This window comes from Streptomyces sp. NPDC019890, from assembly GCF_044903445.1.
Lineage (GTDB): Bacteria > Actinomycetota > Actinomycetes > Streptomycetales > Streptomycetaceae > Streptomyces.
In genome coordinates this window covers 312006-335323 of the sequence record NZ_JBJDQK010000006.1, presented here as the reverse complement: position 1 = coordinate 335323, position 23318 = coordinate 312006, and the positions used below count along the sequence as shown (strand labels likewise).

General features: G+C 71.0%; 17 protein-coding genes and 1 riboswitch. Of the genes, 7 read left to right on the top strand and 10 right to left on the bottom strand.

The features are described 5' to 3' along the window. Positions 1 to 16: 16 nt before the first annotated feature. From sucC to ACI2LP_RS19140, 6 genes are all read right to left on the bottom strand, one after another. Entirely contained in the window at positions 17 to 1195 is a 1179-nt protein-coding gene (sucC, locus tag ACI2LP_RS19165) for an ADP-forming succinate--CoA ligase subunit beta (RefSeq protein ID WP_404725660.1), read from the bottom strand. 311 nt (positions 1196 to 1506) lie between these two features. Continuing rightward, on the bottom strand, positions 1507 to 2550 hold the full coding sequence (locus ACI2LP_RS19160) for a hypothetical protein (RefSeq protein WP_404725659.1): 1044 nt from the start codon (positions 2548 to 2550) through the stop codon (positions 1507 to 1509). A gap of 107 nt (positions 2551 to 2657) precedes the next feature. Beyond that, positions 2658 to 3449, bottom strand: coding sequence for a hypothetical protein (locus tag ACI2LP_RS19155; RefSeq protein WP_404725658.1), 792 nt, complete (start codon positions 3447 to 3449; stop codon positions 2658 to 2660). A 173-nt stretch (positions 3450 to 3622) separates the two neighbouring features. After that, complete coding sequence (locus ACI2LP_RS19150; RefSeq protein WP_404725657.1) at positions 3623 to 4813, bottom strand: VWA domain-containing protein; 1191 nt, start codon at positions 4811 to 4813, stop codon at positions 3623 to 3625. Next, positions 4810 to 7170: a DUF5682 family protein gene (locus ACI2LP_RS19145; protein ID WP_404725656.1), complete on the bottom strand. Its 2361-nt coding sequence runs from the start codon at positions 7168 to 7170 to the stop codon at positions 4810 to 4812. The genes ACI2LP_RS19150 and ACI2LP_RS19145 overlap by 4 nt, the downstream gene beginning before the upstream one ends. Continuing rightward, positions 7167 to 8279 (bottom strand): AAA family ATPase, encoded by a 1113-nt coding sequence (locus ACI2LP_RS19140; RefSeq protein ID WP_404725655.1) that lies wholly within the window; start codon positions 8277 to 8279, stop codon positions 7167 to 7169. Before ACI2LP_RS19140 ends, ACI2LP_RS19145 begins: the two co-directional genes overlap by 4 nt. Positions 8280 to 8409: 130 nt before the next feature. Here ACI2LP_RS19140 and ACI2LP_RS19135 point away from each other — a divergent pair, with 130 nt between their 5' ends. Both ACI2LP_RS19135 and ACI2LP_RS19130 read left to right on the top strand, forming a co-directional pair. Beyond that, entirely contained in the window at positions 8410 to 9759 is a 1350-nt protein-coding gene (locus ACI2LP_RS19135; RefSeq protein ID WP_404725654.1) for an SWIM zinc finger family protein, read from the top strand. Between the two features lie 16 nt (positions 9760 to 9775). Next, on the top strand, positions 9776 to 11431 hold the full coding sequence (locus tag ACI2LP_RS19130) for a DUF5691 domain-containing protein (protein WP_404725653.1): 1656 nt from the start codon (positions 9776 to 9778) through the stop codon (positions 11429 to 11431). 277 nt (positions 11432 to 11708) lie between these two features. On the opposite strand, the gene ACI2LP_RS19125 is transcribed toward ACI2LP_RS19130, so the two are convergent. Continuing rightward, entirely contained in the window at positions 11709 to 12122 is a 414-nt protein-coding gene (locus tag ACI2LP_RS19125; RefSeq protein WP_360871825.1) for a cobalamin B12-binding domain-containing protein, read from the bottom strand. Positions 12123 to 12530: 408 nt separating this feature from the next. Between ACI2LP_RS19125 and ACI2LP_RS19120 the strand changes: the two genes are divergently transcribed. Further along, positions 12531 to 13403, top strand: coding sequence for an esterase/lipase family protein (locus ACI2LP_RS19120; protein ID WP_404725652.1), 873 nt, complete (start codon positions 12531 to 12533; stop codon positions 13401 to 13403). Between the two features lie 260 nt (positions 13404 to 13663). Further along, positions 13664 to 15289: a M23 family metallopeptidase gene (locus tag ACI2LP_RS19115; RefSeq protein ID WP_404725651.1), complete on the top strand. Its 1626-nt coding sequence runs from the start codon at positions 13664 to 13666 to the stop codon at positions 15287 to 15289. 98 nt (positions 15290 to 15387) lie between these two features. On the opposite strand, the gene pcrA is transcribed toward ACI2LP_RS19115, so the two are convergent. Beyond that, on the bottom strand, positions 15388 to 17856 hold the full coding sequence (pcrA, locus tag ACI2LP_RS19110) for a DNA helicase PcrA (protein ID WP_404725650.1): 2469 nt from the start codon (positions 17854 to 17856) through the stop codon (positions 15388 to 15390). A 263-nt stretch (positions 17857 to 18119) separates the two neighbouring features. Next, positions 18120 to 18281, top strand: a riboswitch (cyclic di-AMP (ydaO/yuaA leader). A 2-nt stretch (positions 18282 to 18283) separates the two neighbouring features. Between pcrA and ACI2LP_RS19105 the strand changes: the two genes are divergently transcribed. Then, positions 18284 to 19447, top strand: a complete 1164-nt coding sequence (locus ACI2LP_RS19105; protein WP_404725649.1) for an NlpC/P60 family protein — start codon at positions 18284 to 18286, stop codon at positions 19445 to 19447. A gap of 102 nt (positions 19448 to 19549) precedes the next feature. On the opposite strand, the gene ACI2LP_RS19100 is transcribed toward ACI2LP_RS19105, so the two are convergent. Then, positions 19550 to 19903: a hypothetical protein gene (locus tag ACI2LP_RS19100; protein ID WP_404725648.1), complete on the bottom strand. Its 354-nt coding sequence runs from the start codon at positions 19901 to 19903 to the stop codon at positions 19550 to 19552. Positions 19904 to 20278: 375 nt separating this feature from the next. Here ACI2LP_RS19100 and ACI2LP_RS19095 point away from each other — a divergent pair, with 375 nt between their 5' ends. Together ACI2LP_RS19095 and ACI2LP_RS19090 are read left to right on the top strand one after the other, a co-directional pair. Beyond that, a complete protein-coding gene (locus ACI2LP_RS19095) occupies positions 20279 to 21322 on the top strand; it encodes an NlpC/P60 family protein (RefSeq protein ID WP_404725811.1) in 1044 nt (347 codons plus the stop codon). 10 nt (positions 21323 to 21332) lie between these two features. Beyond that, the gene (locus ACI2LP_RS19090) at positions 21333 to 22100 is read left to right on the top strand and encodes a GNAT family N-acetyltransferase (RefSeq protein ID WP_404725647.1); all 768 of its coding nucleotides are present in this window, start codon (positions 21333 to 21335) and stop codon (positions 22098 to 22100) included. Here the strand turns inward: ACI2LP_RS19090 and ACI2LP_RS19085 are convergent. Beyond that, the gene (locus ACI2LP_RS19085) at positions 22089 to 23282 is read right to left on the bottom strand and encodes an alpha/beta hydrolase (RefSeq protein ID WP_404725646.1); all 1194 of its coding nucleotides are present in this window, start codon (positions 23280 to 23282) and stop codon (positions 22089 to 22091) included. The two genes, ACI2LP_RS19090 and ACI2LP_RS19085, sit on opposite strands and share 12 nt — an antisense overlap. Positions 23283 to 23318: the final 36 nt, after the last annotated feature.

The following is a 23318-nucleotide window of genomic DNA, read 5'->3' as shown; positions in this document are numbered from 1 at the left end:
TGCTGAACCTCGTCCCTTACTTCGCAGCCGCGAGCTCGGCGGCCTTGTCGGCCGCGCCGTCCATGGTGTCCACGCGCTGAACCAGCGGGTGGTTGGCGTCCGACAGGATCTTGCGACCCAGCTCCGCGTTGTTGCCGTCGAGGCGCACGACGAGCGGCTTGCTGACTTCCTCGCCCTTGGAGGCGAGCAGCGCAAGGGCCTGGACGATGCCGTTGGCGACCTCGTCACAGGCGGTGATGCCACCGAAGACGTTGACGAAGACGGACTTGACGTCCGGGTCGCCGAGGATGATCTCGAGACCGTTCGCCATCACCTCGGCGGAGGCGCCGCCACCGATGTCGAGGAAGTTGGCGGGCTTCACGCCGCCGTGGTTCTCACCGGCGTAGGCGACGACGTCGAGGGTCGACATGACCAGACCCGCGCCGTTGCCGATGATGCCGACCTCGCCGTCGAGCTTGACGTAGTTGAGGTTCTTGGCCTTGGCAGCAGCCTCGAGCGGGTTGGCTGCGTCCTTGTCCTCGAGCGCCGCGTGCTCGGGCTGCCGGAAGTCGGCGTTCTCGTCGAGCGAGACCTTGCCGTCGAGGGCGATGACGCGGCCGTCGGCGACCTTGGCCAGCGGGTTGACCTCGACGAGGAGCGCGTCCTCTTCGATGAAGGTCTTCCACAGGGTCACCAGGATGTCGGCGACCTGGTCGGCGACATCGGCCGGGAACTTCGCGGCCGCGACGATCTCGCGGGCCTTCGCCAGGTCGACGCCCTCATTGGCGTTGACCGGGATCTTCGCGAGGGCCTCGGGGTTCTCCTCCGCGACGACCTCGATCTCGACGCCGCCCTGGACGGAGGCCATGGCCAGGAAAGTGCGGTTGGTGCGGTCGAGGAGGTACGAAACGTAGTACTCCTCGGCGATCTCCGGCGCCGTCTCGGCGAGCATCACCTTGTGGACCGTGTGGCCCTTGATGTCCATGCCAAGAATCTGGCCGGCCTTCTCGACCGCGTCAGCCGGGTCGGAGGCCAGCTTCACGCCGCCGGCCTTGCCGCGGCCGCCGACCTTCACCTGCGCCTTGACGACCGACCGGCCGCCCAGACGCTCGGTCACCTCGCGCGCCGCCTCAGGCGTGTCGATGACTTCACCGGCCAGCACCGGTACACCGTGCTTGGCGAAGAGGTCCCTCGCCTGGTACTCGAACAGGTCCACGCGCGTCCGTCCCTTTTCTGATGATCGCGGTTCGTTGTCTGCGTGGGCGTGCCGCGAAGGGCAACGTGACTGCGCTGTCACAAGGGAGGCGTAACACGGTTGTCCGAGCACGCGGCATGTCCGTCTTGCAGGTTATCCCCGCGGGCCGTGGGTCCCTAAATCGCAGATCACACCTGGGCGGTGATAACGGTCACAGACCGCACAGGTCGCGACGCTGTACGGAACCGGGCGGCCCCCACCCCAATGGAGACCGCCCGTGAGCATCGGACCCGCCTGTCAGATGCACTCCGTAACACGTCGGGATTCCTGCGTCAGATGCCCTGGGTCAGGTGGGACACGTAACCCGGGGTGATCGCGGAAACCGCGCCCTGGGCGCCGTGGACGGCGTTGCCGGCGAGCGGCGTCGCGCCCGCCGTGCCGTACACGTCCTGCGCGAACGGCTGGGCCTGGTGGGCGACACCGCCCGCGAACGGCGTCACATCGCCGGCCACGCCCTGCGCGAGGGTGCTCGCGCTGCTGCCGACGCCGTACGTGACCGGCTGGACGTGGTCGACGATGGTTTCGACGAGCGGCTGGACCGCACCGACAACCCCGCCCGCGAAGGGCTGGACCTCGGAGACGACGCCACCGGCGAACGGCTGCACGTCGGAGACCACACCGCCCGCGAACGGCGTCACATCGCCCACCACACCCTGCGCGAGACCGCCGGCGTCGCCGACCGCCTGACCGGCAACCGGGAGCACGCCGCTCACGGCACGGGCGGCGATGGGCGGCAGGGTGTCCTGCGCGGCGGCGTCGGCGAGCGGGGTGGCGGCGACAACCGCGCCCTGGGCCCGGTACTGGGCCTGGGCCGGGGCCTGCTCCAGCTCGTGCGCGAAAGCGGAGAGCGGGCCGAAGAGGTAGTCGATCTCGTCCTGAGCGTCGGTGCGAGCAGCGGACTGGGCGCTGCCCTGGGCCTGGGCGGCGGTACCGGCGGCGGTGCGCCGAGCCTGCCCGGCCGTACCCGTCGCCCTGCCCTTGGCCTGGGTGGCCGTGGTGGTGGCGGTGCGCTGAGCCTGCGCGGCCGCAGGCGTGGCCCTGCCCTGGGCCTGGGCGGCGGTACCGGCGGCGGTGCGCTGAGCCTGCGCGGCCGTGCCCGTCGCCCTGCCCTTGGCCTGGGTGGCCGTGGTGGTGGCGGTGGAGCGCGCGTCGGAGGCGGCGCCCTTGGTGTCCTGGACGGCGTCGGCCGCCTGGTCGGGCGTGGAGAGCGGTACGGAGACGTGCACCTCGTCGGCGCTGGCCGCGGCGGTGCCGATGGCCCACATGCCGCCGGCCGTGGCGGCGACGGCTATGGAACGGCGAATATTCTTGTGCATGCTTGAGTCGAATCCTTCGAATGAGTTCGGCTGTCCGGAACTGTCCGGTTGGCGGGCAGACCTGTCCCGCCCCCGCGCGGCAGGTCTTGAGCGGGGAAAGGGCTGCCCTAGCCGGGGAATTCGAGGATGTCGCACGGTCGTTCGCGAGTCGGCGCATGCGCCGCCGCCCGGACCGCGCCGGAGCCGAGCGCGAGGGATCTGCCGTACGCACTCACCGCCGCGTGCTGATCTCCCGTACGCGGGGTGTGCGTCTCGGTGGACTGCTGCAGCGCGCCGGGCGTGGAGTTGCAGGGGCTGCCGGGGACTTGAGCGGGTGCGGGTGCCGACGCGGGCTGCTTGCCCGCGACTTCGGCCCGGCCCCGTCCGAGCCCACTGTCGTACCCGCCGACCGGGCCGACCATGACTGCAAAAGCGCCGGACGGCCGGGCGGAGTCGGACATGCCTGCGGGGTTCTTCGCCGTGAATCCGTCCGGGGACTCGTCCACGGGCCGCTCGACAGGGAGTTGCGGCGCCTGTCCCGGGCCCGCGCCGCCGCCGGGAGGCCGCAGCGGTACGGGAAGGTGCCCGCCCGGCGTGCCGGTCAGTGCTCCGGTGACCGGCTCGGTCAGCGACCGCACCAGCGGCCGTACGACGCCGCGGCCGGTGTCCGTCACCGGCTCGGCCACCTCGCGCCCGGAGGGCACAGGCTGGACGGACGGGATGCCGTCAGCGGCTTGCGTGGACTTCGCCGAGCCGGCGGAGTCCTGTGCTACACGCCGCAACTCCCCTGCCGGGGCCGACCGGTCCGGCTGTGCGGCGCTCGTGGAGACATCGGCCGAGGCCGCATCCGGCAGCCCTGTCGCATGCGCCTGTCCGCCGTAGAGGAAACCGACCGTCAGCAGGCCCCCGAGAAACAGCATCACCTGCAGCACACGCCGGCCGGCAACCGCCCTGCGCAGCACGCACAGGGCAGCAGCAGAACGAGCAGCTGCGGCAGTCACGGTGAGGGGCCTTCCCGGTCGGCGGAAGCCGACCTTCCGCGGGGATCCGGACGATGCTCGCACGAACCTCCCGGGTTGGCGCAAGTCCCACGTTACTGATGGGTCACCATGTCCGGTATGGGCAGGGGTCGCTTCTCGATCGCGGCCGCCATCACCTCCGGGAAGAGGTCGGGCGTACATGCGAAGGCCGGTGCGCCCAGCGCCGCGAGCGCCGCCGCGTGCTCGCGGTCGTACGCGGGCGTCCCTTCGTCGGAGAGTGCGAGCAGCGCCACGAACTGCACGCCGGACGCCTTCATCGCCGCGACCCGCTTCAGCATCTCGTCCCGTATGCCGCCCTCGTAGAGGTCGCTGATCAGTACGACGACGGTGTCGGCGGGGCGGGTGATCTGGGACTGGCAGTACGCGAGCGCCCTGTTGATGTCGGTGCCGCCGCCGAGCTGGGTGCCGAAGAGGACGTCGACCGGATCGTCGAGCTGGTCGGTGAGGTCGACGACGGCGGTGTCGAAGACGACGAGGCGGGTGGCGATGGAGCGCATGGACGCCAGGACCGCGCCGAAGACGGATGCGTAGACAACGGATGCGGCCATGGAGCCCGACTGATCGATGCAGAGGACGACGTCCTTCTTCACCGACTGGGACGCCCGTCCGTATCCGATCAGCCGCTCGGGGACGACGGTGTAGGCACCTTCCTTCTCAGGAAGCGGCAGATAGTTCTTGAGGTTGGCCCGGATGGTGCGGTCCCAGTCGATGTCCCGGTGGCGCGGGCGGTTGATCCTCGCCGAGCGGTCGAGCGCACCGGTGAGAGTGGAGCGGGTGCGGCTGGCGAGCCGCTTCTCCAGGTCGTCGACAACCCTCCGGACGACCGCCCTGGCCGTCTCCTTGGTCGTCTCGGGCATCGCCTTGTTGAGGGAGAGCAGGGTACCGACGAGATGAACGTCCGCCTCGACGGCCTCCAGCATCTCCGGCTCCAGCAGCAGCGTGGACAGACCGAGCCGGTCGATCGCGTCGCGCTGCATGACCTGGACGACGGAACTGGGGAAGTACGTACGGATGTCGCCGAGCCAGCGGGCGACGGACGGGGCGGACGCCCCGAGCCCGGCCGAGCGGCCCCCGCTGCGGCTGTCCGCGCTCGTACCGCCGCTGCCGTCGCCGTAGAGGGCGGACAGGGCGCCGTCCATCGCCGCGTCCGTCCCGGCGAGCGTGCAGCCGGTGCCCTCGGCAGAGTCGCCGCCGAGCACCAGCCGCCAGCGCCGCAACCGCTCGTCGTGCGCGATCTCCGTCATCGGACCACCCCCGCAAGGTCGTTGTCGTCGATACCGAGAAGCAGCTGGAGCACGGGCAGCACCGCGTCCGCCCGCTCCTCGTCGAGGCCCGCGCCGAATCCGGGCACGCCCGACTCCTGATGTGCGTGGCCGCCCGCTGCCGGACCGCGCCCGACCAGCTCGCCGAGCGTGCGGCGCACGCCCGGTTCGTACGCCGAGAAGGTTCGGCGCAGCAAGGGCAGTACGTCGGTGAAGGCGTCGGCGCGGACCCCGGTCAGCCAGGCGTCGACGAGCCCGAGCAGGCGCTCGTCGTGGACCAGGAGCATCCCGCCTCCGGACGCACCGCCGACGAAGCCCTCTATCCAGGCGGCCGCTTCGGCGGGCGGCGTGCCGGGCGAGAGTGCAAGGGCCATGAGCCGCGCGGCCTCGTCCTCCTCGAGCCGCCCGTCGTCCAGCAGCAGCCGGGCGGCCCGGCCGCGTATCACCCCCGGCACCGTGTCACGGTCCGCCAGGCGGTGCAGTACCGAGCCCCAACGCTCGCCGAGCTCCCGGGCCTCGGGCAGCAGCCCGATCGCGGAGTGCACGGCGTCCAGATGGCTCCGCATCTCGGCGGCGCCGTCCGCGTCGAGCCCGGTGCACGCGGGTGGCAGCCCGACGCAGATGCGCTCGGCAAGCCCGGCCGCGACCTCACCGAGGGCGGCCGTGTCCGTGGACCGTACGTCCCCGTACCGCAGGGCGCGGGCCAGGGCGGGCAGCGCCTGGGCGAGATGGCCGACATCCGCGTCGAGCGCGGCCCGGTCTGCGAGCGCCCGCATCACCACGGGGAGCGCGTCGGTCAGTTCGGCCAGCAGGCAGTGCTCGGCGAGCGCGGTGACGTCGGCCAGGGCGGTCGCCGACACGGCCTTGTTCTCGGCCTTGGCCGTGGCCGCGGAGAGCACCGTGGTGCCCCACACCCCGGCCTCGGCGACCCGCACGAAGAGCTCCGGCTCCCAGCGCAGCCGCCAGCTCTCCCGGAACGTCCCGGTGCTCCCCCGCCCCGTGACGGGCTCGCCCCAGCCGATGGAGAGCAGTCGCAGCCGGTGCAGCAGCCGGCTCTTCGCCGCATCGGTCTCCTTGCGCAGATCGAGCTCCAACTCGCGCTCCAGCGCCTCCGGTTTGAGGCGCAGGCTGCGCTGCAGCCGGCTCAGGTCGCGCTGCAGCGGCACGGCGGGCGCGGCGTCCGGAACCTCGCCGAGGACGTCCCCGACGATCAGCCGGTCCCGGATCAGGTCGAGCGGTACGTCGGAGCCGTCGCACATCACGGCCCGTATGGCGTCGGTCGTCTCGGTCAGCCCGGCGAGCGGGCGGCCGCGCATGGCGGCAAGGGTGTCGGCAAGCCGCACCGCCTCAATCACATGGGCGGAGGAGACCATCCGGTCCTCGTCGCGCAGCAGCCGCGCGACCTTGGTCATCCAGCGCTCCACCGGCCGGTCCGGCGCGCCGAAGAGATGCCCGTACCAGCCGGGCGAGTCGATGCCCGCGCCGTAGCCGCTGTGGCGGGCGAGCCTGCGGTGCGTCCAGGGCACCCAGGTCATCTCGGCCTTGACCTTGGGCAGCCCCTTGAGGAGGGCCTTGTCGGCGGCGAGCGTGGTCTTCTCGGCGAGCGCGGGCACATGCCAGGCGCCGCAGACGACGGCGACACCGTCCCCGAATTCCTTGACTGCGGCGCGCAGCTGGATCCGCATATGTGCCTCGCGGACGAGATCCCGGTCGTGCCCGCCGTGGCCGTACATCTCGCGGAGTGCGGTCATGGCTTCGCCGAGCGCGGCGAAGGGCGCACGAGGGTCAGCGTCGTCGACCGCGGAGCAGGTCCCGGAGCCCGGCACCGAGCCGCGGTGCTCGATGACGTCCTCCCACCACCGCTCGGGGTCGTCATACCCGGCGGTTTCGGCGAGGACGGCGATGGGGTCGATCCGTACGCCGCCCGGTTCGCTCCCCGAGTCCGAGTCCGAGTCCGGGTCCGGGTCCGGGTCCCCAGCCGGGCCCGGGTCCGGGTCCGCGGCCGTCTCCGCTTCGGCCGGCGCCAGCGAGTGCACCGCCGGGAGGTCGATGAACCGCACCGGCACCCCCCGCCCGAGCGCCCAGCGGATCGCCACCCACTCCGGGGAGAACTCGGCAAGGGGCCAGAACGCCGCCCGCCCCGGATCGTCCACGGCATGGGCGAGCAGCGCGACCGGCGGACGCATCTGCTCGTCCGCCGCGAGCGCAAGCAGTGCATCGCCCTCGGGCGGACCCTCGATCAGCACCGCCGGCGGCGACGCCGCATCCAGCGCGGCCCGCACCGCCCGCGCCGAGCCCGGCCCGTGGTGGCGCACGCCGAGCAGCAGCGGGCCGGTCATACGCTCACCTCACGGCAGGCGCGGTAGAAGTCCTTCCAGCCGTCCCGCTCGCGGACCACCGTCTCCAGATACTCCTGCCAGATGACCCGGTCCGCCGCCGGGTCGCGTACCACCGCGCCGAGGATGCCGGCCGCCACGTCGCCGGGGCGCAGCACGCCGTCGCCGAAGTGCGCGGCCAGCGCGAGACCGCCGGTGACGACGGAGATCGCCTCGGCCGTGGAGAGCGTGCCCGACGGCGACTTGAGCTTGGTGCGGCCGTCCGCCGAGACGCCGTCGCGCAGCTCCCGGAAGACGGTGACGACCCGGCGGATCTCCTCCAACCCCTCGGGCACGGCGGGCAGATCGAGCGAGCGCCCTATCTGGTCAACGCGCCGGGACACGATGTCGACCTCCGCCTCGGAGGTCGCGGGCAGCGGCAGTACGACCGTGTTGAACCGGCGGCGCAGCGCGCTGGAGAGGTCGTTGACCCCGCGGTCGCGGTCATTGGCGGTGGCGATGAGGCTGAACCCGCGGACCGCCTGCACCTCCTGCCCCAGCTCCGGGATCGGCAGGGTCTTCTCGGACAGGATCGTGATCAGCGTGTCCTGTACGTCGGCGGGGATACGGGTGAGCTCCTCGACCCGCGCAATCATGCCCTCTGACATCGCGCGCATGACGGGGCTGGGCACGAGCGCGTCCCGGCTGGGGCCGTGGGCGAGCAGCTGGGCGTAGTTCCAGCCGTACCGGATGGCTTCCTCGGGTGTGCCCGCCGTGCCCTGCACCAGCAGCGTCGAGTCGCCGCTGACCGCCGCGGCCAGATGCTCGGATACCCAGGTCTTGGCGGTGCCGGGCACGCCGAGGAGCAGCAGGGCCCGGTCGGTGGCGAGTGTGGTGACAGCGACCTCGACGATCCGGCGCGGCCCCACGTACTTGGGCGTGATCACCGTGCCGTCGGTGAGTTCGCCGCCGAGCAGATAGGTGGCGACGGCCCACGGCGACAGCTGCCAGTTGACCGGGCGCGGCCGGTCGTCGGCCGCGGCGAGCGCCTTCAGCTCGTGGGCGAAAGCGTCCTCGGCATGCGGCCGCAGCGCCTCGGCGCCGGTGGCTGCGCCGGTTTCGGACACGGTCATGGATCCCCCTCCGGGTCGTCGGCCAGATGGTTCGGCCCGATGTGGTTCCAACCGTGCACCACGCCACTGACAATCGACCGTCTGTGCAGGTCAGAGGCCATTGTCAGACCCGGCCCGTAACGTCGTCGGCATGAATCAGCAGGGGGTGCGCTGGACGTCGGAACAGGTGCTGGCACTGGCTCCTGACGACGCATCACGCAAGGCGGGAAACAGGCTCGGCGCGGCCGGGCCGTGGTCCGGGGCGGGCATCAACGGATCGGGGGCAGTGTGGGGCCTGTGCAAGGGCAGCGGCAGCAAGCCGTACCAGACCATCGTCGACACCACGGGCCCGGCGTACAAATGCAGTTGTCCGAGCCGGAAGTTCCCGTGCAAGCACGCGCTGGGGCTGCTGCTGCTCTGGGCGGCGGACGAGGACGCCGTACAGGTCTCCACCACACCGGACTGGGCCGAGGAGTGGCTGGAGGGGCGCAGAAAGCGCGCCACCGACAAGGAACAGAGCGATGCGGGCGCGGGGCAGTCCGCGAAGACTGCCGACCCCGAGGCGGCCAGGCGCCGCGCCGAGCGCCGGGCGGGGCGGATCACCGCCGGGGCGACGGAGTTGGAGCAGCGGCTCGCGGATCTGTTGCGCGGCGGCCTCGCTGCGGCCGAGCAGTCGGGTTACGGACTGTGGGAGGAGACCGCGGCCCGCATGGTCGACGCGCAGGCGCCCGGACTGGCGGCCCGGGTACGGGAATTGGGGGCGATCCCGGGCTCGGGGCCGGGCTGGCCGGTGCGGCTGCTGGAGGAGTGCGCGCTGATCCATCTGCTGGACGCGGCCTGGCTGGGGGTCGAGCGGCTGCCGGAGCCGCTGGCCGCGACGGTTCGTACCCGGGTCGGCCTCACCTCGCCGGCCGACGGCCCGCCGGTGCGGGACGACTGGATGATCCTGGCTCAGTACGACTCCTCGGACGGCAAGATCACCACGCGCCGTATATGGCTGCACGGAAGCGAGTCGGGGCGTACGGCACTGCTGCTCTCCTTCGGAGCGGCGGGCCGCTCCCCGCAACAGGCGCTTCCGGTGGGCCTGATGATCGACGCCGAGCTCACTCCATACGCGGGCGCGGGGCAGCTGCGGGCCGACCTGGGCGAGCAGTTCGGCGCGCCCGCCCCGATCACGTCGCCCCCACCGGGCGGGCCGACCGCGGCGGCTCTCGATGCGTACGGGCGGGCGCTGCGCGACGACCCCTGGCTGGAGTCCTGGCCGGTGACGCTCAGCCGCGTCATACCCGTCCCGACGAGCCCCGGGTGGCAACTGGCCGACGCCGACAGCGAGACCGCCCTGCCCATCGCGCCCGCGGCGCTCGGCCGCTCCGGGCTGCTGAAGCTCGTCGCGCTCTCCGGCGGCGGCCCGGTCACCGTCTTCGGCGAATGCGGCCACCAGGGCTTCTCGCCGCTCGCTGCCTGGTCCGAGGACGGGTCCGAGACGGTCCCGCTCATCTGAACCTAGAGAGGACGCCATGACCAGCACCACCAGCACCAGCGGTGCCGCGCTGTGGGAAGAGCTCGTCACCTCGGCCCTTCTCGGCACCGACCGGCGCACGCCGCCGGGCGCCGTCCTGACGTCGGGCAAGGACGCGCCGGCCGCGCTGCTGGACGCCGCGGCACTCCACACCGTCCGGCGCAGGGCGGGGCTGATGCCCGCGCCCGCGGCCGCCCGTCCTGAGCCCGCGCCGCACGACACCCGCCCGCAGCTGCCCGCGCCCGCGCGGCGCAGGCTCGGCCTGCTGCTGGCCGACCGGTCGGCCCCGTCGCACGCGGGCGGGCGGCGCGGTACGGCACCGGATCTGACCGAGCTGCTGCCGCAGTGGCTCGCCACGGCCAACGAGCACGGGTACCAGGCGCCGCCGTCCGTACTGCCGGCGCTGCTGGATGCGGCCCGCGCGCGTACGGATCTGCGGCCGCAGGCCCTCGCGTTCGCCGGTCCGCGCGGGCTGTGGCTGGCCCGGTTCAACCCCGAGTGGAAGTTTGCGCTGCGCGGCGGGTCCGGGGGCCTGGTGCTGCCGGACCCGGCTGACGCCGAGGCGGTCCAACGTCTGTGGGAGGAGGGGCTGTTCGCCGAACGGGTCGCCCTGCTCGCTTCGGTACGGGCGCACGACGCGGGGGCGGCGCTGGCGCTGCTCACGGCGACATGGGCGACGGAGCGGGCCGAGGACCGGCTGATGTTCCTCGACTCCCTGCGTACGGGGCTGTCCGACGCGGACGAGCCGTTCCTGGAGCAGGCGCTGTCCGACCGCAGCCGCAACGTCCGCGCGACGGCGGCCGAGCTGCTTTCCGCGCTGCCGCACTCGGCGCTCGCCGGGCGGATGGCGACGCGCGCGGCGTCGTGCGTCGGCCTGGACCGCAGCGGGGACGGGGGCACGGCAATAGCTGTGGAGGCGCCGCACGAATGCGATACGGGCATGCAACGCGACGGGGTCGTCCCGAATCCGCCGTCGGGCCGAGGTGAACGATCATGGTGGCTGGGCCAGTTGGTGGAGGCGGCCCCGCTGTCCACCTGGGCGGGACGGCTCGGGGGGCGTACGGCGCGGGAGACAGTCGCGCTGCCCGTCGCGGACGAGTGGGGGCAGGAGCTGCACGCGGCGTGGTGCCGGGCGGCGGTGCGGCAGCGGGACGCGGAGTGGTCCCGCGCCCTGCTCGGCGCGCCGTCCTCGCCGCCGGAGACCGGGCCCGGCACGTCGTCCCTCGCGGAACGGGCGAAGCTGCTCGGGACGCTGCCGGAGCCGGAACGGGCGGTGTGGGTGGCGGAGTTCATCGCGGCGCACGGCCTGTCGGAGGCGTTCCAGCTGCTCGGCGTCTGCGCGGTGCCGTGGGCGGAGCCGCTGGGCCGCGCGGTGGTGGACGCGCTGGACATCGCGCGGGACGCGGGGAGTTACCCCTGGAGCTTCAGCGGAGTGATGGGCCTGGCGGAACGCTGCCTCGACCCGGCGGAGGCGAGCCGACTGGAGCTGCTGACGGCGACGCCGGACGAGGTGGAAGGGGGGTCGCCGGGGGCGGGAGGGTATTGGTCGGAGGCGTTTCAGAGGCTGGTGTCGACGTTGAGGTTGCGGGCGACGATGCGGGTGGAGCTGGGGGGTGCTTCCCCCACCCCGCCCCATCCCGAAACCGGGGACTGACGCCCCCAGGCCCCCGGGCCACCGTGCCCCGGTCCCCCGGGGGTGGGGGGAGGTTGCATGTGGGGGCTGCCGCACGCACCGGCCCCCGGCGGACAGCCACACGACCAGCACCTCGCGCCGCCGGGCGGCACCGGCACCCCACAAAGCCGTACCCCTCAGCCGAGGGGCAGCGGCCCAGCGCTCGTCAGCCCGCCCTGCGGCAGGCCGCCCGCGCCCAGCCGACCGCGGCACACCCACGCGGTCAGGCCACGCGCCCAGCGGACCGCGTCGCTAGCGACTACGCGTCCGCAGGCTGGCGGACGTTCGCGTTGACCCAGTCGACGATCGACGCCGTCGTCGCGCCCGGGGTGAAGATCTCCGCCACGCCCTTCTGCTTCAGCGGGGCGATGTCCGCCTCCGGGATGATGCCGCCGCCGAAGACCTTGATGTCCTCCGCCTCGCGCTCCTTCAGGAGCTCGATCACCTTCGCGAAGAGCGTGTTGTGCGCGCCGGACAGGATCGAGAGGCCGATCGCGTCCGCGTCTTCCTGGATCGCCGTGTCCACGATCTGCTCCGGGGTCTGGTGGAGCCCGGTGTAGATGACCTCCATGCCCGCGTCGCGCAGCGCCCGCGCGATCACCTTGGCGCCCCGATCGTGGCCGTCGAGACCCGGCTTGGCCACCACCACGCGGATCGGTCCAGTCACACCCATCACTGCCTCCACATACGACTGCGCCGCCCTGGGCACGGGTCCCGCGCGGGTCCCGCACCGGCAAAGGCCCAGGGAAGTGAACGAACGTTATCTCCAGCATCCCGCAACCGCCCGTTTCACGGTGGATAGCGAGGGGGAAATCACACGTGGGACATGTTCGCTACGCGTCGTACCCGCATCAGGCGACACACAAGCGGCTCGCGGGCCGTGCCGCCACAGGGGACGGTCGCAAGGGAGCCGCTTCGGATCGTCGTATGTCCGTGCCGTCAGCCGCGCGGCGCGGAGATACGACACACCTTTGCTATCGGCCCGGCACGGGCACCGAGCCGCAGAGGGCCTGAACGGCGCCCATGAGGGCATTGACGGGGGACGGAGCTGTCCTCCCGCTTTGCCGTACGGGAGGTCGGTATGAAGGTCCTGCCCTTCTTTCCGCTGTGTCTGCGCCCCGTGCGACACGTACGACAGCTGCGAATATCCGCGGCGCTGCTCCGCGCCACCGCCCTCGAGCTGGCGATACTCGCCGGGCACCTCCTCCTCTACCCCACCGGTCTGATCACCGAGCGCCCAGCCCCCGCCCCAGGCCCCAGCGCGTCCGAAGACCCGCACCCGGCCGACACCGCGACCCTGCCGACCGGTGGAGGCCCGGACCACCCGCCCGCCGTCCTGCTGCACGGCTTCGTGGACAACCGCTCCGTGTTCGTACTGCTTCGCCGCTCCCTCGCCCGGCATGGCTGGCGTCATCTCGAGTGCCTCAACTACTCCCCTTTGACCTGCGACATCCGCACCGCCGCCGAGCTGCTCGGCCGACACATCGAGGAGATCTGTGCCCGCACGGGACGCAGCGAGGTCGACATCGTCGGACACAGCCTCGGCGGCCTGATCGCCCGCTACTACGTGCAGCGCCTCGGCGGTGACCGGCGCGTACGCACGCTCGTCACACTCGGCACTCCCCACTCCGGCACCGCGGTCGCCCCGCTCGCGAGCGCTCACCCCATCGTGCGCCAGATGCGGCCCGGCTCCGCCCTGATCGCGGAGCTGCGCCGGCCGGCGCCCGGCTGCCGCACCCATTTCATCAGCTTCTGGAGCGATTTGGACCAGATCATGGTCCCGGTCGAGACGGCCTGCATCGATCACCCGGACCTCATCGCGCAGAACGTACGCGTCAGCGGAGTCGGCCATCTCGCCCTCCCGGTCCACCCCGCAGTCGCGGCCGGCATCCGGCAGGCGCTCGAGTCGAGCGAATCGACTGCAGGCGCCTCGGGGGCCGTCTCCGTCGCCTGATCCCGCGGGGCCCGATCCACGCTCAACGGCGTCCAGACAGGCAACAGAGAGTCGAACGCTTTTCGAACGTAGGGCCAAGGCTGTGCCCGCAGTCCCCCGAAACACGGCCGAATGCCCGTTTCCTGATTTCCTAAAACCTGCGGAAGATTGTCGCCGTCGCGTACCGCCGGGTACAGTCGCGCCACTGCTTTCCCCTCTGGGTCCCCCAATCCCCGTGGCCCCAGAACCCAGGTCCTGCTGCCGAGGCGAGAGAGAAGTTGGTGAACGACCAGCACCCCCACGCCGGGTACGTCGGATACGACGAGTACTCCACCACTGGCAGCTTCCCCAATGGCAGCTTTGACGCCGACCCGCTCTTCGGAGAGCTTCCCGGCAGTTACGAAGCGGGCCACAGTGGCCAGTACGACTCCACCCAGTGGGACACCGGGTCGCACCAGACCACCGGCTACGACGGTTACGACGTCTACGCCGCGCAGCAGCAGATACAACAGCCGCAGCAGACGCAGCAATTCCCGCAGTACGACACGACGGGCCAGTACGACGCCACTGGCCAGTGGGACGCGAGCGGGGTTCAGTACGACACGACCGGCCAGTGGGACGCAGGCGCCTGGAACCAGACCACGCAGACGGGCCAGTTCGAAACGGCTGCCGCCACATTTGCGTATGACGCGACGGGGCAGTGGGCCGTGCCCACCGTCGAGACCGGGACGTACGACGCCACCGCCTGGAACACGGGCGCGGAGGCCCACGTACCGCAGCAGTTCACGCCGGAGCACGAGTTCCTCCACGAGACCGCCCCCGCGGCACCCGAGTTCGAGTACGAGACCAGCCCGGCGGCCTCCGAGTTCGATTACGAGACCAGCCCCGCGGCACCCGAGTTCGATTACGAGAGCGCGCCCGACCTCACCACCGAGTTCCAGCCTGAGTATCAGCCGGATTTCCCGCAGGAGTACGCAGCCGAGTACGACGCCGGATACACGTACGAGGCCGCGCCTGAACCCGGGGCCGAGCAAGATCTCGAAGCCGGATTCGACGCCGACACCGAGTCCGATTCCGGCTTCGAGTCCGAGTCCGAGTCCGAGCTCGCGCACGAATCCGAGCCCCACGCCGTCGCCGTAAACCCCCGCCCCGTCCGCCGTTCCGGCGGCTCCCGCGGCCGTCGCCGCACCCCCGCCAAACGCTCCGCCCTCCTGACCGTCGCCGTACCCTCCGCATGCGTGATGGGCGTCGCCGGCATCGCGGCCGCATCCGTCGGCGACCTCGGTGGCGACACGGGCGAAGGCACCAACCAGGCCGCCGCGGACCCGTCATCCGTCAAGCCGATCGCCGCGAACAACAAGATGGACACGCAGCTCGCCGCTCTCAGCGCCGACGCCCGTGACTTCGGCGACCGTGCCTCCCGCACCCAGGAACGCCTCGACCTCAAGGCGCGCCAGGAGGCGGACAAGAAGAAGCGCGAGGAAGAGGCGAAGCGCCGCGAGGCCCTGCGCCCCAAGTTTGTGCTGCCGGTGACGCAGCAGGGTCTGAGCGCGTACTACGGTCAGGCCGGCGTCAACTGGATGTCCGTGCACACCGGCATCGACTTCCCGGTGTCGTACGGCACCAAGGTGATGTCCGCGACCGACGGCACCGTCCGCACCCAGTGGAACAGCGCCTACGGCAACATGGCGATCGTGACGGCACCCGACGGCACCGAGACCTGGTACTGCCACCTCAGCAGCACCAAGATTCGCTCCGGTTCGGTCAAGGCCGGTGACGTCATCGCATTCTCCGGCAACTCGGGCAACTCCACCGGACCGCATCTCCACTTCGAGGTCCGGCCCGGCGGCGGCTCGGCGATCGACCCGCTGCCGTGGCTCCGCAGCCACGGCCTCGACCCGACCTGACCTGACAGCCAGTAGCCACGACCTACGACCTCGACTCGACCGTGGCCACGACCTCGACCCGGTCGGACCGCGGCCCCGACCCGACCTGGCCGTGAGAGCTACAGCTTCTCGACCGGCGCGTACCTCAGCAGCAGCCTCTTCGGCTTCGTGTCCCCGAAGTCGATCGTCGCCTGCGCGTCCGCACCCGCCCCCGTCACTCCCACCACGGTCCCGAGACCGAACTGGTCGTGCGTGACCCGGTCACCGACCGCCAGCGAGATCACCGGCTTGTCGGTCGTACGCCGCGTGGCAAAGCCCGAAGCGGCGCCGCCCGAGCGCGACCGCGACGACGACAGCGAGGCGGCGATGCCGGAGGTCGGACCCGCGGGCGCGGCCATCGGCCCCGTCCGCTTCCACTCCAGGTGCTGGCCCGGGATCTCCTCGAGGAAGCGCGAGGGCGGGTTGTACGAGGGCTGGCCCCAGGCGCTCCGCATCGACGAGCGCGTCAGATAGAGCCGCTCGCGGGCGCGCGTGATGCCGACATACGCAAGACGCCGCTCCTCCTCCAGCTCCTTCGCCTGGCCGAGAGCGCGCATGTGCGGGAAGACGCCGTCCTCCATGCCGGTCAGGAACACCACCGGGAACTCAAGGCCCTTCGCCGTGTGCAGCGTCATCAGGGTGATGACGCCGGAGCCGTCCTCGTCCTCGTCCGGAATCTGGTCGGAGTCGGCGACGAGCGCGACCTTCTCCAGGAATTCGGCGAGCGTGCCCGCGCCCTCCTCCTCGGCACGGTCCTGCTCAAACTCCAGCGCGACCGCGGCCAGTTCCTGAAGGTTCTCGATGCGCGTCTCGTCCTGCGGGTCGGTGGAGGCCTGCAGCTCGGCGAGGTAACCGGTCCGCTCCAGGACAGCCTCCAGCACCACCGCCGGGCCCGCGCCCGAGTCGACGACCGTACGCAGCTCCTCCATCAGCACGTTGAAACGCTTGACGGCGTTGGCGGAGCGGGCCGCCATGCCGTACGCCTCGTCCACGCGCCGCAGTGCCTGCGGGAAGGTGATCTTCTCGCGCAGCGCGAGCGCGTCGATCATCGCCTCGGCGCGCTCGCCGATGCCGCGCTTGGGGACATTGAGGATGCGACGCAGCGGGACGTTGTCCTCGGGATTGGCCAGGACCCGCAGATAGGCGAGGACGTCCCGGACCTCCTTGCGCTCGTAGAAGCGCACCCCGCCGACGACCTTGTACGGCAGGCCGACCCGGATGAAGATCTCTTCGAAGACACGGGACTGGGCGTTCGTACGGTAGAAGACGGCGACGTCGCCGGCCTTCGCCTCGCCCGCGTCCGTCAGCCGGTCGATCTCGTCGGCGACGAACTGTGCCTCGTCGTGCTCGGTGTCGGCGACATAGCCGGTGATCTGCGCACCCGCGCCCGCGTTCGTCCACAGGTTCTTGGGGCGGCGGCTTTCGTTGCGCTCGATGACCGCGTTGGCTGCGGAGAGGATCGTCTGCGTGGAGCGGTAGTTCTGCTCCAGCAGGATCGTCGTCGCGTCCGCGTAGTCCTCCTCGAACTGAAGGATGTTGCGGATGGTCGCGCCACGGAAGGCGTAGATCGACTGGTCGGCGTCGCCGACGACGCAGAGCTCGGCCGGCGGCAGATCCTCCTGGCCCGTCCCTACCAGCTCGCGTACGAGGGTGTACTGAGCGTGGTTGGTGTCCTGGTACTCGTCCACCAGGACATGGCGGAAGCGCCGCTGGTAGTGCTCGGCGACGTCCGGGAACGCCTGCAGCAGATGCACCGTCGTCATGATGATGTCGTCGAAGTCCAGGGCATTGGCCTCGCGCAGCCGTGCCTGGTACATCCGGTAGGCCTCGGCGAGCGTCTTCTCGAAGCCTCCCCCAGAGCCTTCGGCCTGGGAGGTACCCCCAACCTGGTCGGCGAAGGTCTCCTCGTCGATCAGCTCGTTCTTCAGGTTCGAGATCTTGGCGCTGAACGACTTCGGCGGGAACTTCTTGGGGTCAAGATCCAGATCGCGGCAGACCAGGGCCATCAGCCGCTTCGAGTCCGCGGCGTCGTAGATCGAGAACGACGAGGTGAAGCCGAGCCTCTTGGACTCGCGGCGCAGGATGCGCACACAGGCACTGTGGAAGGTCATCACCCACATGGCGTTGGCGCGCGGGCCGACGAGCTGCTCGACACGCTCCTTCATCTCGCCGGCGGCCTTGTTGGTGAAGGTGATCGCCAGTATCTGCCCGGGGTGGACGCTGCGGGTTCCCAGCAGATACGCGATCCGGTGGGTCAGCACCCGGGTCTTGCCGGACCCGGCCCCGGCGACGATGAGCAGCGGCGAGCCCGTGTGCACGACGGCGGCGCGCTGCTGTTCGTTCAGCCCGTCCAGCAGGGCGGCGGGGTCCACGACCGTGCGCGGGGCGCCGTCACGGTGGTACGGATCCCGCGCAGGGGGCACGTCGAACGCGCCCTGGAAGAGATCGTCCGGAATCTCCTCCGGGGCCGAGTCCTCGGGCGGTGGCGGAGGGTGCTCCGAGCTGGGCTGGAGGTCCGCCAGGAAGCTGTCGTCAAAGAGGCTGCTCATCGCTCTACGAGTCTAGGCCGCCGCACTGACAGCTCGCGGCCGCATTGGCATGCCGCACGGGAATCCGGCCCGGCAACCCTGCGCGATCGAGCCACTTCGCCATGTCATGACACAGACACCCCGGACACCCGATCCCCGACGCGCTGAAAAAAGGTCACGAAAATGTATCGGGCATATCGAACATCAAGCTTCACAGTAGCCACGCGAGTTGGCTAGCGTGCTCGACCAGGCGGCCCGTACCCCCATGGCGATCCACGCCAATCGGGCGGCCTGCGCCGAATTCGGGCTTCCCTCAAGGAAGTTCGGAACCGGGGACCCACCATGCACAACCGGGGTGAATCGGACCTGTCTCATTCGGTCCGTAGGGCGCCTTCCGTTCTGCCCGAACCCGACAGCTAACCCGGTAGGCGGTCCACGGAAGAAGGAGATGCCGGCCTTGGCGTCGCATCGCAAACAACGCAGCCGTACCGCGAAGACCTCGCCCGCCGTCGGGCTCACGACGGCAGCCATCGCCGGCGTCACCCTGTTGTCGACGCAGAGCGCCAACGCGGCGCCCGCCGAGCCGAAGCCCTCCGTCGAAGAGGTGCAGAAGAAGGTCGACGACCTGTACCGGCAGGCCGGCACCGCGACCGAGAAGTACAACAAGGCCAAGGAATCCACCGACGAGAAGCGGCGCGAGGTCGACACGCTGCTCGACGAGGCCGCCAAGCGCACGGAGAAGCTGAACGAGTCCCGCAGGGCGCTCGGCACCTTCGCGGCCGCGCAGTACCGCACCGGCGCGGTCACCCCGACTGCCGCGTTGCTGTTCGCGGACAGCCCGGAGTCGTACTTCGACCAGACCCAGTTGATGAGCCGGATGACGGACCGTCAGCGCAGCGCTGTCACCGACTACGAGACCGAGCGGGCGGAAGCCGCCAAGCAGCGGGCGGAGGCGACGAAGCAGCTCGAGTCGCTCACGACCTCCCAGAAGGCCCTGCGCACGAGCAAGCAGGAGGTTCAGGCGAAGCTCGCCGAGGCGCGCACCTTGCTGTCGAAGCTGACCGCAGAGGAGAAGGCGCGGCTCGCCGAGATCGAGCGCAAGAAAGAGGCGGAGGCCCGCCGCAAGGCCGAGGCAAAGGCCAAGGCGGAGGCGGAGGCCCGCGCCAGGGCGGAGGCCGCGCGCAAGGAACAGGAGCAGAACCAGGGCAGCGGTACGGGTACCGGTACGGGCACAGGCACTGGTACCGCCGACGGCAGCTCCACGGCCAAGGCCGACAAGGTCCTGTCCTTCGCCCGCGCCCAGCTGGGCAAGCCGTACGTCTGGGGCGCGACGGGCCCGAGCTCGTACGACTGCTCGGGGCTGACCCAGGCCGCCTGGAAGGCGGCGGGTGTGGACCTGCCGCGCACCACCTGGGACCAGGTGAAGGTCGGTACGCGCGTGGCCACGAAGGACCTGCTCCCGGGCGACCTGGTCTTCTTCTACGACGACATCAGCCACGTGGGCATTTACATCGGCGACGGCATGATGATCCACGCGCCCAAGCCCGGTGCGAACGTCCGCGAGGAGTCGATCTACTACATGCCGATCTACGGCAGCGTGCGCCCGGCCTGAGCCAGGACGCAGCCGAACGCCCGGACCCCGTGGGGTCCGGGCGTTCTCGCGTCCGCACCATCACGTCCGCAACGTCAGGTCCGCAACATCACGTGCGCAACATCAGGTCCACAGCGTCGCGATGAAGATGTTCGTGACGGTCAGCCCGCCCACCGCGCCGAAGAGCGCCTTCTCCACGTTCTCCTCGTCCCGCTTGACGTAGACCAGTCCCAGGATCACCACCAGGACCGCCAGCTTGACGCCGATCTTGATGTTGTTCACCGGCTGATCGTCCGCCTGATTCAGGCCCACCAGTGCCACGCCCGTGATCAGCATCGTCAGCGCGCCGTGCAGCATCGCCGGACTGAAGCGGGCCGTGCCCTCGCCCATTGCCTTCATCTGGGTGAGGAAGCCGCCGAGCAGCGACGCGATGCCGATGATGTGCAGGGCGACGAAGACATTGATGAGTACGTCCATGAGGCGGAGCCTAACCGTCGCCATACCACCCCCCTCAGGGCAGGTGCGCCTCATTCGCCGCATCGGTCACGGCGGCACGGGGATGCGCGCCGATGGCATCAGACCGGCTCGCAGAAAGCGCACCCGCCTGTCCAGCTTTGGGCAACTTCGGTCCTTGCGCCGCCTTCCCGTGACTCTCAGGTTTAGCGTCCTTCCCCAGGTGACCGACTCTCCATCGCCGCCGCGCTCCCCGGGCGGCCGTCGGACATCACCGCCGAGAAATACCGGCGGCGGGACGCTCCCCCTGTGCGGACCGCCGCCGGCCCGACCCGGACCCCGCCCGGAGTCGGACCCGAACTCGGACCGCAGGAACGACGGAAGGACGTGGACGCCCTCGTGGCAGCGCACCGGAAAGCCAAGCAGCATCCGCTCAGCGGGCCCGCCGCCCGGACCGCCGCAACGATTGCGCTTGCCGGGGCTGCGACCGCCACCGCGTTCGACGGCACCGGGCACGCCGAGCCCTCTCTCACCCCCGCGCAGATCAAGGCCAAGGTCGACAGGCTCTACCAGGAGGCGGAGGCCGCCACCGAGCGGTACAACGGGGCCAAGGAGCGGACCGCGAGCGCGCGCACGTCGGTGGACACGCTGCGCGACGAGGCCGTCCGCAGGACCGAGCGGCTCAACACCTCGCGCAACGCCCTGGGTTCGGTGGCCACCGCCCAGTACCGCGCCGGCGGCATCGACCCCGGGCTGCAGCTCGCGCTGAGCTCCGACCCCGACGAGTATCTGGAGCGGGCCGCGCTCGCCGAGCGCGTCGGCGAGCGGCAGGCGAACGCCATCGCCGGGGTGCACCAACAGCTCGTGGACATCGCCCGGTTGCGGGCCGAGGCCGGCCACCGGCTTGATGCGCTCAAGGACCGCCAGCGTGAGCTGGCCAGGCACAAGGCGACCGTCCAGGAGAAGCTCTCGGCCGCCCAGAGCCTGCTGGCCCGGCTTCCCGCCGAGCAGCGTGGCTTCTACCAGAGCGGCTCCCCCGAGGCCACGCGCGCCGACCGCTCCGCCGTGTCCCGCGGCTCCCTCAGGGCCCCCAACTCCCGTGCCGCCCAGGCCGTCGCCTACGCCTACGGAGCGCTCGGCAAGCCGTACGTCTGGGGCGCGACCGGGCCCACCTCCTACGACTGTTCCGGGCTCGTCCAGGCCGCCTGGCGCTCCGCCGGTGTCTCGCTGCCCCGCACCACATACACCCAGATCAACGCGGGACAGCGGGTGTCCCGCTCCCAACTCGCCCCCGGTGACCTGGTGTTCTTCTACTCCGGCATCAGCCATGTCGGCCTCTACATCGGCGGCGGCCAGATGATCCACGCGCCGCGCCCCGGCGCTCCCGTGCGTGTCGCGCCGATCGACCAAATGCCCTTCGCGGGCGCGACGCGGGTGGCATAGCATCCGCCGAATGGACCTCGACGTACACAACGACCTGCAGAGTTCCGTCCGGGCGCTGACGCTGCGCTCCCCCGACCACCGGCGGGTGGGCCCCTTCGTCGTCCGCTACAACCCGGACTGGTCCATTCCGCCCGCCAATTACGCGATACCGGACGAGGGCGCCACCCCGACGCGCGAGGACATCGACGCGCTCGTCGAGACGTTCCGCGAGCTCGATCGCGTACCGCGCCTCGAGTTTCTGCCGGCCTGCGCGCCCGAGGTCGAACCCGCCCTGCTGGCTGCCGGGTTCGCCGTGGAGAACCGGGCGCCGCTCCTCGCGGTCGTGCCCGGCGGTCTCGTCGAGCCGAAGCCGGTGGACGGGATCACGATCGTCGAACCGTCCGACGACGCCGAGTACCACGCCGCTGCCGGAGTGCAGCATCTCGCGTACGGGCAGACGGGCGGGCCCACCGAGGGCGAGATCAATTGGCTGCGCACGGCCCAGGAGGGCGGCGGAGTCGCGGCGTTCGCGGTCGACGACAAGGACGGCACCCCGGTCGCCGCGGGCGGCTGCTCGGTCCCGGTCGACGGGCTGACCGAGCTCTGCGGCCTCGCGGTCGCCTCCTCACACCGCCGCCGGGGCATCGGCGCGGCGCTCTCCGCCTACCTCACCGCCGCCGCGTTCGACCGTGGCTGCCGGGTGGTCTGGCTGGAGCCCGGCGATGTGGACATCGAGCGGATCTACGCGGGGATCGGCTACCGGCGGGTCGGCGAGAAGGCCGACATGTCACTCCAGTAGGCCGCTGGGGGTGAGCACCTGGTCCTCAGGAGCGTCGCCCTGGCTCTGCCCCGGGCCCTGCTGCCCCTGGCCCCAGCCCTGCAGGTTCATTCGCTTCGTCAGCCACTGGAACGCGTACGGCAGCTGCCTGCTCCACACGGGGGTGACATGCCCGCCCGTCGTCGCCCGCAGATCGATCCTCGTCGGCGGCTTGGCCACCCGCTGGAGCGAGAGCCCGGGCAGATACCCGTCCGCGCCCTCCCCCGTCACCAGCAGCGAGACGCGCGGCGGGGTCTTCGCCGACTTCAGGATGTGCAGCACGTTGTTCTCGCGCCGCAGATTCGGGTCCGACGCGGTCAGCGATCCGTGTTCGGCGGCCGGGTCGTTGTACCCGGAGAAGCTGACGGCCGCGCTGTAGCGGTCGGGGTGCGCGAGGGCCAGTTTGGCCGCGCCGTGGGCACCCGCCGAGTAGCCCGCGATCGCCCAGTTCTCGGGACCGAGCGACACCCGGAAGTTGTCGGCGACCATCTTGCGTACGTCGACGGTGAGCCAGCTGTCCGCATTCACCTTGCCCGGTATGTTCGCGTATCCGGTGTCCTTGTCGCCCAGCATGGTCCGCGGCGAGACCAGGATGAAGGGCGCGACCCGGCCCGACTCGATGAGCGGCTGGACCCGGTCCTGGAACTTCAGCGTCCGGAACCAGTTCTTCGAGGAGCCGGGGAAACCGGACATGACCTCGACGACGGGGAACTTCCTATTGCGGTAGGCGGGGTCGTGGTACTGCGGCGGCAGCCAGACGTACACCTCGCCCTGCACCCCCGAAATGGAGCCCTTGAGCTCGGTGCGCACCAGCCCGCTGCCGAGTTTGGGATCGTCGACCTTCTCGAACTTCTGGAGCACCTTCGGCAGGGCGGAGATCTGCTTGCCGCCCATGCCGTTCGGTCCGAGGTCGTTCGCGGCGTCGACATGACCCGACGTGCCGAGCAGATCGTCCCAGCTGTCGTAGAGGCCATTGGCGTTGTTGACCGCCACGAACACCACCGTGACCGCCGTCGCCTGCGCGAAGAGCACCATGACAAGCCGGATCACGCCCCGCACCAGGGCGGGTCCGCGCAGCCGGCCCCACAGCAGCAGCGGCAGCAGCACGGCGATCACGACCAGGACGATCGTGATCACGAAGAAGGTGTTCCCCGTCAAATTCATCACGCACAACAAGAGGTGAACTCGGCGTAGACGGTT